Origin of the sequence: Rahnella rivi, assembly GCF_019049655.1 — a bacterium.
Classification (GTDB): Bacteria; Pseudomonadota; Gammaproteobacteria; order Enterobacterales; family Enterobacteriaceae; genus Rahnella; species Rahnella rivi.
Genome location: NZ_JAFMOX010000047.1, coordinates 49,851 through 62,398, shown reverse-complemented (window position 1 = coordinate 62,398; position 12,548 = coordinate 49,851). Strand labels below are relative to the sequence as shown.

Annotated in this window: 10 protein-coding genes; 7 read left to right on the top strand and 3 right to left on the bottom strand. The window is 55.2% G+C overall.

Translation table 11 applies throughout. From position 1 onward, the window contains the following. Positions 1 to 1,185, top strand: a complete 1,185-nt coding sequence (locus J1779_RS04315; protein WP_217202938.1) for an amidohydrolase — start codon at positions 1 to 3, stop codon at positions 1,183 to 1,185. A 6-nt stretch (positions 1,186 to 1,191) separates the two neighbouring features. Here the strand turns inward: J1779_RS04315 and J1779_RS04310 are convergent, their stop codons facing one another. Continuing rightward, entirely contained in the window at positions 1,192 to 2,061 is an 870-nt protein-coding gene (locus tag J1779_RS04310) for a phosphoribulokinase (RefSeq protein ID WP_056775274.1), read from the bottom strand. Between the two features lie 53 nt (positions 2,062 to 2,114). Here J1779_RS04310 and J1779_RS04305 point away from each other — a divergent pair, with 53 nt between their 5' ends. Continuing rightward, positions 2,115 to 2,477, top strand: coding sequence for a hypothetical protein (locus tag J1779_RS04305; protein ID WP_217202937.1), 363 nt, complete (start codon positions 2,115 to 2,117; stop codon positions 2,475 to 2,477). Between the two features lie 19 nt (positions 2,478 to 2,496). Here J1779_RS04305 and J1779_RS04300 read toward each other — a convergent pair whose 3' ends face one another. Next, positions 2,497 to 3,012, bottom strand: a complete 516-nt coding sequence (locus J1779_RS04300) for a gluconokinase (RefSeq protein ID WP_056775267.1) — start codon at positions 3,010 to 3,012, stop codon at positions 2,497 to 2,499. A gap of 246 nt (positions 3,013 to 3,258) precedes the next feature. Between J1779_RS04300 and gntT the strand changes: the two genes are divergently transcribed. After that, positions 3,259 to 4,575 carry a gluconate transporter gene (gntT, locus tag J1779_RS04295; protein ID WP_217202936.1) on the top strand — a complete coding sequence of 439 codons (1,317 nt, stop codon included), beginning with the start codon at positions 3,259 to 3,261 and terminating at the stop codon, positions 4,573 to 4,575. A 62-nt stretch (positions 4,576 to 4,637) separates the two neighbouring features. Here gntT and J1779_RS04290 read toward each other — a convergent pair whose 3' ends face one another. Next, entirely contained in the window at positions 4,638 to 5,231 is a 594-nt protein-coding gene (locus J1779_RS04290; RefSeq protein WP_056775258.1) for a YhgN family NAAT transporter, read from the bottom strand. Positions 5,232 to 5,457: 226 nt separating this feature from the next. Here J1779_RS04290 and asd point away from each other — a divergent pair, with 226 nt between their 5' ends. From asd to glgC, 4 genes are all read left to right on the top strand, one after another. Continuing rightward, positions 5,458 to 6,561 (top strand): aspartate-semialdehyde dehydrogenase, encoded by a 1,104-nt coding sequence (gene asd, locus J1779_RS04285; protein ID WP_056775255.1) that lies wholly within the window; start codon positions 5,458 to 5,460, stop codon positions 6,559 to 6,561. A gap of 412 nt (positions 6,562 to 6,973) precedes the next feature. Then, the gene (gene glgB / locus J1779_RS04280) at positions 6,974 to 9,157 is read left to right on the top strand and encodes a 1,4-alpha-glucan branching enzyme (RefSeq protein WP_217202935.1); all 2,184 of its coding nucleotides are present in this window, start codon (positions 6,974 to 6,976) and stop codon (positions 9,155 to 9,157) included. Beyond that, positions 9,157 to 11,181 (top strand): glycogen debranching protein GlgX, encoded by a 2,025-nt coding sequence (gene glgX / locus J1779_RS04275; RefSeq protein WP_217202934.1) that lies wholly within the window; start codon positions 9,157 to 9,159, stop codon positions 11,179 to 11,181. The genes glgB and glgX overlap by 1 nt, the downstream gene beginning before the upstream one ends. Before the next feature lie 17 nt (positions 11,182 to 11,198). After that, the gene (glgC, locus tag J1779_RS04270; RefSeq protein ID WP_217202933.1) at positions 11,199 to 12,476 is read left to right on the top strand and encodes a glucose-1-phosphate adenylyltransferase; all 1,278 of its coding nucleotides are present in this window, start codon (positions 11,199 to 11,201) and stop codon (positions 12,474 to 12,476) included. Positions 12,477 to 12,548 lie beyond the last annotated feature (72 nt).

Sequence of the window (12,548 nt, the reverse complement as noted above, 5' to 3'; positions counted from 1 at the left end):
ATGACTTTTAATTTCGATGCGATGCTGGCTGATGTCCGGGCGGACGTGCTGCGCTGGCGCAGACATCTTCATGCTCATCCTGAGCTGTCATTTCAGGAGCATAACACGGCGGATTATATCGCCCGTCAGCTGGAAGATTTTGGCGGCCTGACCCTGACGCGGCTGACGCCCAACAGCGTGGTGGCCGATTTACAGGGCGCACATCCGGGGCCGAAATATGCGCTGCGCGCGGACATTGATGCCTTACCGATTCAGGAAGAAAACGACGAACCCTTCTGCTCGACGGTGCCCGGCGTGATGCACGCCTGCGGCCATGATGCCCATACTGCGATGCTGCTGGGTGCGGCGAAAGTGCTGACGCAATGCCAGCCTGCGCTGCACGGCTCGGTGAGGTTTATCTTTCAGCATGCGGAAGAGCTTCCACCGGGCGGCGCGCAGGAACTGGTGGATTTAGGTGTGCTGGACGGCGTTGAGAAAATCTTCGGCCTGCATGTGATGCCAAACTCCCCGACCGGCGAAGTAGGGCTGAAAGAGGGCGTGTTCTGCGCCTCTACGGATAATTTCGACATCACCATTACCGGCAAAGGCGGTCATGGTTCGATGCCACATCTGTGCGTGGATCCTGTAGTGATTGGCGCTGAAGTGGTGACGGCGCTGCAAAACGTGGTGGCCCGCCGTATCGACCCGCTTCAGGTGCCGGTGCTGACCATCGCCACCTTCCAGACGGGCGAAAGTTATAATGTGATCCCGGAGCGGGTAAAACTCGCCGGTACGCTGCGCACCCATCACAGCACGGTACGCGAGCATGTGCCGCAATTGATGGAGCAGATTATTTCGGGGATTACCGCCGCGCACGGCGCGCAGTATGAACTGCGCTGGACGCGTGGTTACGTCAACGGAGATAACCATCCTGACGCCTGTGCGATTGCGCGTCAGGTGATTGCCAAAACGGTAGGCACACAGGCGCTGCGTGAAATCAGCCAGCCGCTGTTTGGTGGCGAAGATTTCTCTTCCTATCAGCAAAAAGTGCCCGGCTGTTTCCTCTTTATCGGCAGCGGTAACGAGAAGATCGGCGCGACGTATGGCGTGCATAATCCGCGTTTTCGCCTCGATGAAGAGGCGATGCAGATTGGCGTAAAACTGCATGTTGGCTTCATTCAGCATTTACTGATGAACGACGCCTGAGCCCGCTTATTCGATTTTTTTACCTTCCATCAGGCGCTGCACCAGCGGCGCCATAATCAGCTCCATTGCCAGCCCCATTTTGCCGCCCGGCACCACCAGCGTTTTAATTTGCGAGATAAATGAGCCCTGAATCATCGCCAGCAGGTAAGGGAAATCAATGTCATCCAGCCCCTGGAAGTGGATCACCACAAAACTTTCATCCAGTGAAGGGATGGCTTTTGCGGCAAACGGGTTGGAGGTGTCGATGGTCGGCACACGCTGAAAGTTAATGTGGGTGCGGGAAAATTGCGGGGTGATGTAGTTGATGTAGTCATCCATCGAACGCACGACCGAATCCATCACCGCCTCACGGGAATGCCCGCGCTCGCCGGTATCGCGCACCAGTTTCTGTATCCACTCAAGGTTGACGATAGGCACCACGCCGACCAGCAAATCAACCTGCGCGGCGACGTCAATTTTGTCCGCCACCACACCGCCGTGCAGACCTTCATAAAATAAAATGTCCGTCGGTTCCGGCAGCGCCTGCCACGGCGTAAAGGTGCCCGGCACCTGATTGTAGGGAACAGCTTCGTCATAAGTATGCAGATATTTACGAGAGCGCCCGGTGCCGGTATTACCGTATTCAATGAAGCTTTTTTCCAGTAAGCCGAAGTCATTGGCTTCCGGCCCGAAATAGCTGATATGACGCCCGAGATCGCGCGCCTTGCGGATGGCGGCGTCCATTTCAGGGCGGGTGAAATGATGGAAACTGTCGCCTTCCAGCTCAGCCGCGCGCAGGCCAAGTTGTTGGAAAATCTTACGAAACGCCACGCTGGTGGTGGTGGTGCCCGCACCGCTCGAACCGGTGACTGCAATAACAGGGTGTTTGGCTGACATATTGCGCTGTTCTCCGTAAAGGTGATGCTGGCAGGCGCGACGCGGCCCTTTCTGTGATCGAAGACCTGGCGTCATCGCTGCGCATAATTACGCCTATTGTTACCATATTTATTCGGGAAGTGACAGGCGACGACCGGTTATTTCAGCCGCCCGCAACCGGCATTTTTTCCCTGATTTCTCAGGTAGTCTTTCTCCATCAAATGCCCGATAGCGGCGGCAAAATCATCATTTTTACGATACGGTCTGCGCGCCGTTGGCAGGTTTCGAACAGCCGCTGGCAGCCCTGGCGGCGAAGCCTGAGGTATGTTCTCAGCAGTGAAAATCCGGTCTGTATGATCGTTGTGAAAAAGAGGGCAGTTCAGGAAGAAAGCAGGGAAAGGAATAAGAAACCCCCGGTGCAGGCCGGGGATCTCTGAACAAGCGGGATGCGGAAAACTACTTTTTTACCGTCTTCAACGCAGCTACGCAGCGGTCGACCACGCCGTCAAATTTATGATCAATATTGACGCGTAAGACATCCGGTTCGTCTTCGCCCGGCTCTTCGAGCGCATCGAACTGGCTTCTCAGTAAATCAGTCGGCATGAAGTGTCCGGCGCGGGCTTTCAGGCGATCGGCGATCACGTCGAAACTGCCTTTCATGTAGATGAATACCATCCCTTCGTTGTCTTTACGCAGCGCGTCGCGATAGCGGCGTTTCAGGGCGGAACAGACAATCACGCCCGTTTCGTTTTTATGGCGCAGGCTGTATGCGGCGTCATTTAAGCGTAATAACCACGGCGCACGATCGTCGTCGTTCAGTGGCGTGCCGCTGGCCATTTTTTGAATGTTGGCGCGGGGATGAAGATCATCACCGTCGATGAATTTCGCGTTGATTTCACGGGCCAGTGCCGCGCCGACGGTGGATTTACCGCTGCCTGACACGCCCATCAGAATGATGCTTTGTCCTGCCATAAGTATGATCTCTATCCCAAAATGAAAATTTTGACTGCGTAGTGAGTCCTAATATTAGCATGTTACCGGTATCATGATACCGGTAACAAATGGAGATGTGACTAATATCACAAAGGAATGCACTGCTGTTTTAGCGGTCGCGGTCTGTACCCGTTGCACTGTTAATTCCTACAACATGTTGAAAATTAAAATCAATGCGTCGCTCGTTGGGTTTCTGCGCCAGAGCGACAGCATGAGGGGAAGAATATGCCACTAGTTATTGTAGCGGTGGGCGTCGCACTGCTGTTGTTACTGATGATCCGCTTTAAGCTCAACGGCTTCATCGCACTGATTCTGGTCGCGCTGGCTGTGGGTATCATGCAAGGCATGCCGGTCGATAAAGTCATCACCTCCATTAAGAACGGGGTGGGCGGCACGCTCGGCAGTCTGGCGCTGATCATGGGCTTTGGTGCCATGCTCGGTAAAATGCTGGCCGACTGCGGGGGCGCACAACGGATTGCCACCACGCTTATCGAAAAATTTGGACGTGAACACATTCAGTGGGCGATCGTACTGACCGGTTTTATCGTCGGTTTTGCGTTGTTCTATGAAGTGGGCTTCGTTCTTATGTTGCCACTGGTCTTCACCGTGGCGGCAGCGGCGCGTCTGCCACTGCTTTACGTCGGTGTGCCGATGGCGGCAGCGTTGTCAGTGACCCACGGTTTCCTGCCTCCGCACCCGGGGCCGACGGCTATCGCGACTATTTTCCACGCCGATATGGGGAAAACGCTGTTGTATGGTTCACTGCTGGCCGTGCCGACGGTGATTCTGGCCGGACCGGTGTACGCCCGCTTCCTGAAAGGCATCGACAAACCTGTGCCGGAAGGCCTCTTCAACCCGAAAACGTTTACTGAAGAAGAAATGCCGAGCTTCGGCGTCAGCGTCGCGACTTCTCTGGTGCCGGTGATTTTGATGGCGTTTCGCGCAGTTTGCGAAATGATTTTGCCGAAAGGGCATCCGGTGCTGGCTTACGCAGAGTTCTTCGGTGACCCGGTGATGGCGACGCTGATTGCTGTGCTGATCGCAATCTTCACCTTCGGCCTGAATCGTGGCCGCAAGATGGAAGATGTGATGGATACGGTCAGCGATTCCATCAAAATCATTGCGATGATGCTGTTGATTATCGGCGGTGGCGGTGCGTTCAAACAGGTACTGGTCGACAGTGGTATCGAGAAATATATCGCTGCGATGATGGATGGCAGCACGCTGTCACCTATCCTGCTGGCCTGGTCAATTGCAGCGGTACTGCGTATTGCGCTCGGGTCTGCCACGGTGGCAGCAATCACGGCTGGCGGTATCGCCGCACCGCTCATCGCTACCACCGGCGTCAGCCCTGAACTGATGGTTATCGCCGTCGGTTCCGGCAGCGTAATTTTCTCGCACGTTAACGATCCGGGTTTCTGGCTGTTCAAGGAGTATTTCAACCTGAGCATCGTCGAAACCTTCAAATCCTGGTCCGTGCTGGAAACCATCATTTCCCTGTGCGGCCTGGGCGGATGTTTGCTGCTCTCGATGGTGGTGTAACGGTAAAAGCCGTCATAAAAAAGGCGAGCCAGTTGGCTCGCCTTTTTTGTTTCTTCTGTCCGCTAAATCTTCAAATACGCCCTGATGCCATCGAGGAACATCTGCGTGGAGAGCATGACCAGAATCAGGCCCATCAGGCGTTCGAGAGCGCTGACGCCTTTATCGCCCAGCAGGCGCAGGAACAAATTCGACAGCAGGAGGATGGCCATTGACAGTCCCCATGCAATAAACAGGGCCAGCGTCAGGTGGCTCATCTGGTTCGGATACTGGTGTGAAAGCAGCATCAGCGTGGCAAGGATCGACGGACCGGCGACCAGCGGGATAGCCATCGGAACGAGGAAAGGTTCTTCACCGGCTGACAGGCCCGTACTGCTTTTTTCTTCAGAAGGGAAAATCATTTTTATGGCGATCAGAAACAGAATGATACCGCCGGAAATCGACACGGTTTCAGTACGTAAATTCAGGAACGACAGGATTTTTTCCCCGGCGAACAGGAAAATCAGCATCAGCAGCAGGGCGATCAGCATTTCGCGGATCAGTACGACGCGGCGGCGTTTCGGGTCGAGATGTTTTAACACCGACATGAAAATCGGTAAATTGCCCAATGGATCCATAATCAGAAACAGCAAAATTGTTGCTGAAATCATTTCGGTCATGACTACCTCAGATGAAAGTTCGGCTTTTGAAAACGCCTGTTATAAGTTGTGCTGCTATTAAACGCTGCACTATTGATTAAATTCACTTGCCACTTCTGGTGCATTTTGTAAGGTGGTAGACCCGCGCGTTAACGGGGCAGAGTACATGAAAACAGGCACTGTCTTAGTGCAAACGCGCGTTCAAGCCGTTTTAAGCAGTTATCACCCTCAGGGCAGGACAGATATTATGAAAAATGTAGGTTTCGTTGGCTGGCGCGGGATGGTCGGTTCTGTACTCATGCAACGCATGATTGAAGAACGCGATTTCGACGCTATCCGTCCGGTATTCTTTTCGACCTCTCAGCATGGCCAGGCCGCTCCAGACTTTACGGGCCAGAGTGGCACCTTACAGGATGCCTATGATCTGGATGCACTGAGCGCGCTGGACATTATTATCACCTGTCAGGGCGGCGATTATACCAATGAAATCTATCCTAAGCTGCGTGAAATCGGTTGGTCCGGCTACTGGATCGACGCAGCATCCTCTCTGAGAATGAAGGATGACGCGATAATCATCCTCGACCCGGTGAACAGCGCGGTGATCCACCAGGGCATCGACAAAGGCATCAAAACCTTTGTGGGCGGTAACTGTACCGTCAGCCTGATGCTGATGTCTCTCGGCGGCCTGTTTGCCAATGACCTGATCGAGTGGGCTTCGGTTGCCACTTATCAGGCGGCATCCGGCGGTGGTGCGCGCCACATGCGTGAACTGCTGACCCAAATGGGCATGCTGCACAACAGCGTGGCGAAAGAGCTGGAAAATCCGGCCTCTGCCATTCTGGATATCGAACGTAAAGTCACCGCGCTGACCCGCAGTGGCACGCTGCCAACCGATAACTTCGGTGTTCCGCTGGCGGGCGGTCTGATCCCGTGGATCGACAAACAGCTGGATAACGGCCAGACCAAAGAAGAGTGGAAAGGTCAGGCAGAAACCAACAAAATTCTCGGCACCTCAAGCATCATTCCGGTGGACGGCTTGTGTGTCCGTATCGGCGCGTTGCGCTGCCACAGCCAGGCATTCACGCTGAAGCTGAAAAAAGACGTGTCGATCCCTGAGATTGAGCAAATGCTGGCGACGCACAACGACTGGGTTCGCGTGATCCCAAATGACCGTGAACTGTCGATGCGTGAACTGACGCCTGCGGCGGTTACGGGCACCATGAACACCCCGGTTGGACGTCTGCGTAAACTGAATATGGGCCCGCAATACCTGTCTGCGTTTACCGTCGGCGACCAGTTGTTGTGGGGCGCGGCAGAGCCTTTACGCCGTATGCTGCGTATTTTGCTCTAACAGGCCTGTATGTTGAAAACTGTCTTGTTTTCATCTTTATGATTTACCCACGGGATGCCAGCACGGTGTCCCGTTTTTATTCCAGTCATCAACCACTTCACCGTTTATCCGCATTTTGCCAGCGCATCTCTCTGTATTTCATTTTGAGCAAAATTCCTCGGTTTCTTCCCACTGATTTATTCAACCTTTGTCTATGCTTAGTAGAAGAGCTCTGCCTCTTTGAGAAGCTGAAACAGACACTTATTTAGAAAGTGTGAGCAAACGCGTTATCGCGCACTATTTGGCAAAACTGAAACCAGATGAGATCACAAAGCCACGATAAAAAGGGGAGCAAACTGGGGTTACGTTTCGTATTTGGCACCTGAATGATTTTATTGGATTTATTGATTTAATTAATCATAGGACGAAATTCATGTCTGTACTTCCCGATCAGCACGTCATTAATCAAATTATATCGGGTCACTACGCTGATCCTTTTTCTCTGCTGGGAATGCACACCGTGACCGCCGGACTGGAAGTGCGTGCGCTGCTTCCGGATGCCGATCAGGTTTGGGTGATTGATGCAGATAAAGGTAAAAAAGTTGTTGAACTGCGCCGTACCGACGATCGCGGTTTTTTTGTCGGGCTGATGCCACGCCGTAAAAATGCTTTCCGCTATCAGCTGGAAGTACGCTGGGGCGAAAACACCCAGGTGATTGACGACCCTTACCGGTTTGGCACGCTGTTGCAGGAGCTGGATATCTGGCTGTTGTCCGAAGGCAAGCACCTGCGTCCTTACGAAAAGCTCGGCGCACATCCGCAAACGCTCGATAACGTTGCGGGCGTCAGTTTTGCCGTCTGGGCACCCAACGCCCAGCGTATTTCGGTGGTGGGTGAATTCAATTTCTGGGATGGCCGCCGTCATCCGATGCGTCAGCGCCGCGAAAACGGCATCTGGGAATTGTTTATCCCGGCCGTCCACGAAGGCCAGCTGTATAAATTCGAAATTATCGACTGTCGCGGGCACGTCACCCTGCGCGCTGACCCTTATGCTTTTGAAGCGCAGATGCGCCCGGACACCGCTTCCTGCGTGCGTAAACTGCCGGACGTCGTGCCGTTTTCGGAAAGCAGAAAGAAAGCCAATGCGCTGAATCAGCCTGTCTCAGTGTATGAAGTGCATCTGGGATCCTGGCGTCGTCACACTGACGATAACTTCTGGCTGAGCTACGGCGAGCTGGCGGAACAACTGGTGTCTTACGCCAAATGGATGGGTTTTACGCATATCGAACTGATGCCGGTTAACGAACATCCGTTCGACGGCAGCTGGGGCTATCAGCCGCTCGGCATGTATGCGCCCACCCGCCGTTTCGGCACGCCGATGGATTTCAAAGCGCTGGTCGAGGCGGCCCATAACGCCGGGCTGAACGTCATTCTTGACTGGGTGCCGGGGCATTTCCCGAGTGATTCCCATGGTCTGGCGGAGTTTGACGGCACCGCACTGTACGAATACGCCGATCCGCGTGAAGGCTATCATCAGGACTGGAATACGCTGATTTATAACTATGGCCGCCATGAAGTGCGTAACTACCTGGCGGGAAATGGTTTTTACTGGATCGAGCGTTTTGGTATTGATGGTCTGCGCGTCGATGCCGTGGCCTCCATGATCTACCGCGATTACAGCCGCAAAGCCGGTGAATGGATCCCCAATCATTACGGCGGGCGCGAGAATCTTGAAGCCATTGCCTTCCTGAAATACACCAACCAGACCATTGGCCGCGAACTGGGCGGTGCCGTGACGCTGGCAGAAGAATCCACGGATTATCCGGGCGTCACTATGCCGCCGGATGCCAACGGGCTGGGGTTCCATTACAAATGGAACATGGGCTGGATGAACGACTCGCTGAAGTACATGCAGCTCGATCCGGTTCACCGCAAATATCACCACAATCTCATGACGTTCGGCGTGCTTTACGCCTACAGCGAGAATTTCATTCTGCCGCTGTCGCACGATGAAGTTGTTCACGGTAAAAAATCCCTGATCGACAAAATGCCCGGCGACGCGTGGCAGAAATTTGCCAACCTGCGCGCCTATTACGGTTTTATGTGGGCGCATCCCGGCAAAAAACTGCTGTTTATGGGCTGCGAATTTGCCCAGGGGCGCGAATGGAACTTTAACGCCAGTCTCGACTGGCATCTGCTGGACAATCCTGACGGCTGGCACCGCGGCGTACAGCATCTGGTGCGGGATCTGAACCTGACTTACAAGGCTAATGCGCCGCTGTATGAGCTGGATTTCAATCCGCGCGGTTTTGAATGGCTGGTGGTTGACGATCATGAGAACTCGATCTTTGCGTTTGCCCGCCGCGATGAAAACGCCGGTGAGGTGATTGTCATCAGCAACTTCACGCCGGTGCCGCGCTATGACTACCGCATTGGCATCAGCCGTCCGGGCGTGTACCGCGAAATACTGAACACCGATTCGCATTTCTACCACGGCAGCAACGTCGGCAATGCCGGCGATGTTCACAGTGAAAACATCAGTCAGCATCAGCGCGAACATTCTTTGAGCGTCACCATCCCGCCGCTGGCGACGATTTATTTGCGAAGGGAGCCGTAATGAAGCAGCTCGAGCCCGGTCAGCCCGCGCCCTTTGGTGCGCATCTCAGAGATAACGGCGTCAATTTTTGCCTGTTCTCCGCGCATGCGGAAAAAGTGGAGTTATGTCTGTTTGATGAGACGGGCAGCGAGCAGCATCTGCCGCTGACTTCGCGCACCGGCAATCTCTGGCACGGCTTTCTGCCGGGTGCCAAAGCCGGGCAGCGCTACGGTTACCGGATTTACGGGCCCTTTGATCCGCTACACGGCCATCGTTTTAACCCGAAAAAAGTGCTGATCGACCCCAGCGCACGGGCCATTGACGGCGTGCTGCTCGACAACGCGCGCTTCACCGGCGGAATTGATGCGCCGGATGACCGCGACAGCGCCGTTGTGGCGCCAAAATCCGTTGTCGTTGCCGGAAACTTTGACTGGGAAGAGGATAAGCCGCCCGCCACGCCGTGGGGCGATACGGTGATTTACGAAGCCCATGTGCGCGGCCTGACGCGTCAGCACCCGCGCATTCCGGCGGCACTGCGCGGCACCTATGCCGGGCTGGCGCATCCGGTCATGCTCGAGTATTTGCAACATCTCGGGGTGACGGCCATTGAGCTTTTACCGGTACAGCATCACGCAGATGAACCCCGCCTGCAACGTCTTGGGCTGACCAATTACTGGGGTTACAACGTGCTCGCGCCGTGTGCCGTAGACCCGCGTTATGCCAGCGGTCTGGGCGGTGTCTCGGCGCTGAGTGAGTTTAAGTCGGCGGTGAAAGCACTGCATAAGGCGGGGATCGAAGTGATCCTCGATGTGGTGTTCAACCACAGTGCTGAGCTTGATATTGACGGGCCGTTTATCTCGTTTCGCGGCATCGACAACGCCAGCTGGTACTGGCTGAACGAAGACGGCACTGACAACAACATGACCGGCTGCGGCAACGCGCTGCGGCTGGTGGACGACGAGGTGATTGCCTGGACGCTCGACTGCCTGCACTACTGGGTGCGCGAATGTCACGTTGATGGTTTCCGGTTTGACCTGGCGACGCTGCTCGGACGAACGCCGGCGTTCACCGCACATTCGCCGCTGTTCAACGCCATTAAGCAGGATGCGGTACTTTCGCAGGTCAAGCTTATCGCCGAACCCTGGGACATCGGTACCGGCGGTTATCAGCTCGGACAGTTCCCGGCACCCTTTGCGGAATGGAATGACGTCTGGCGCGATGAAATGCGTCAGTTCTGGCTGCATGGCGATGTCTCGATCGGTCAGTTTGCCGGTCGCGTGGCGGCGTCAGCAGACAAATTCGACCCGGCGCAGCGTGAACCCTACGCCAGCATCAACATGCTGACGGCGCACGACGGTTTCACGTTGCGCGATGTCGTCAGTTTTAACCAGAAACACAACCAGGCCAACGGTGAAGAAAACCGTGACGGCCATAACGAGAACTTCAGCCAAAACCACGGCGAGGAAGGGCTGGAGGCGTCTGCTGAAGTCTTACGGCAACGTCGTCTCAGCCAGCGTGCGCTGCTGGCGTCGCTGTTTTTGTCACAAGGCACGCCGATGTTGCTGGCCGGTGACGAGCACGGTAACAGCCAGTCGGGCAACAACAACGCCTACTGTCAGGACAACGCGCTGACCTGGCTCGACTGGGAAAATGCCGATGAAAGCCTGACCGCCTACGTCTGCGCGCTGATTGCGCTGCGCCGGAAAATCCCGGCACTGACGCAAAACCGCCGATGGCAGGAGGACGGCGACGACGTGCAATGGCTGAATCAACAGGGGCAGCCGATGACCCCCGGCGACTGGGAGCAGGGGCCGCAGCAATGGCTGCAAATCCTTCTTTCCCGCCGCTGGCTGTTAATCGTGAATGCTTCCTTGCACGACGTGGATCTGCAACTGCCGCCGGGAAACTGGCAGCCGGTGGCACCGTTCAACAGCGTGCTTTTTGATGAGGAACCCCGACGCGTCATGGAAGGCTCGCAATGGCGGGCAGCAGCGAAAACCCTCTGTGTCCTACAAGATGTCACTCCACAGAGCCGGTCACAATAAAAACGAAGGAGTCAGATATGGCGACATTAGATAACCGGGACCCGGTCATGCTGGCGCGACAACTGCCGCTGAAATCCGTGGCGTTGATTCTTGCCGGGGGACGTGGTTCACGACTGAAAGATTTGACGGCCACCAGGGCAAAGCCCGCCGTTCACTTCGGCGGTAAATTTCGCATCATCGATTTCGCTCTGTCGAATTGTCTCAACTCGGGCATCCGGCGTATCGGCGTGATCACTCAATATCAGTCGCATACGCTGGTGCAGCACATTCAGCGCGGCTGGTCATTTCTTAACGAAGAAATGAATGAGTTTGTGGATTTGCTTCCGGCGCAACAGCGTCACAGCACGGAACACTGGTACAAGGGCACCGCCGATGCTGTCTATCAGAACCTGGATATTATTCGCCGCTATAACGCCGAGTTTGTGGTGATCCTGGCGGGCGATCATATCTACAAGATGGACTACTCGCGCATGCTGATCGACCACGTGCAGAAGGGCGGTGAATGTACCGTCGCCTGCCTTGCGGTGCCGATTGCCGAGGGCAGTGAATTCGGTGTGATGGACGTCAGCGAAGACTATCAGATCAAAAGCTTTGTCGAGAAACCGCAAAATCCACCGCCGATGCCGGGGCACCCTGATATGGCGCTGGCGAGCATGGGCATCTACATTTTTAATGCGGACTATCTGTTTCGGATCCTCGAAGAAGATATGGCGGATGAAAGTTCCACCCATGACTTCGGCAAAGATCTGATCCCGAAACTGACGGTTCAGGGGGTGGCGCGTGCGCACCCGTTCAGCCTGTCGTGCGTTACGCAGAACGAAGAGTTGCCTCCGTACTGGCGCGACGTCGGCACGCTCGACGCTTACTGGCGCGCTAATCTGGATCTGGCGTCGGTGACGCCGGAACTGGATATGTACGATCGCGACTGGCCGATCCGCACCCACATGGAACCGCTGCCGCCAGCAAAATTTGTGCAGGACCGCTCGGGCAGTCACGGCATGACCATGAACTCGCTGGTGGCCGGGGGTTGCATTGTGTCGGGCTCGGTGGTGGTGCATTCAGTGCTGTTCCCGCGTGTGAGGATCAATTCTTTCTGCAATATTGATTCAACGATTATTTTGCCGGATGTGAATGTGGGTCGTTCATGCCGTCTGCGCAAATGTGTGATTGACCGCGCCTGTCAGATCCCCGAAGGCATGGTCATTGGTGAAAACGCCGACGAAGACAGCCGCCGCTTTTACCGTTCCGAAGGCGGCGTTGTGCTTGTGACGCGCGCAATGTTGGCGAAACTATAAACAGACCTTAGAAAGCATGACTTTTCGTCATCCCGGTTATCGCCGGGATGACCGGGATAATCAGGAGCGCGA

Excerpts from the sequence above, each read along its gene's own strand:
- glgX (WP_217202934.1), top strand. The coding sequence starts at position 9,157 with ATGAAGCAGCTCGAGCCCGGTCAGCCCGCGCCCTTTGGTGCGCATCTC.
- J1779_RS04290 (WP_056775258.1), bottom strand. The coding sequence starts at position 5,231 with ATGACCGAAATGATTTCAGCAACAATTTTGCTGTTTCTGATTATGGAT.
- J1779_RS04315 (WP_217202938.1), top strand. The coding sequence starts at position 1 with ATGACTTTTAATTTCGATGCGATGCTGGCTGATGTCCGGGCGGACGTG.
- glgC (WP_217202933.1), top strand. The coding sequence starts at position 11,199 with ATGGCGACATTAGATAACCGGGACCCGGTCATGCTGGCGCGACAACTG.
- J1779_RS04300 (WP_056775267.1), bottom strand. The coding sequence starts at position 3,012 with ATGGCAGGACAAAGCATCATTCTGATGGGCGTGTCAGGCAGCGGTAAA.
- J1779_RS04310 (WP_056775274.1), bottom strand. The coding sequence starts at position 2,061 with ATGTCAGCCAAACACCCTGTTATTGCAGTCACCGGTTCGAGCGGTGCG.
- glgB (WP_217202935.1), top strand. The coding sequence starts at position 6,974 with ATGTCTGTACTTCCCGATCAGCACGTCATTAATCAAATTATATCGGGT.
- gntT (WP_217202936.1), top strand. The coding sequence starts at position 3,259 with ATGCCACTAGTTATTGTAGCGGTGGGCGTCGCACTGCTGTTGTTACTG.
- asd (WP_056775255.1), top strand. The coding sequence starts at position 5,458 with ATGAAAAATGTAGGTTTCGTTGGCTGGCGCGGGATGGTCGGTTCTGTA.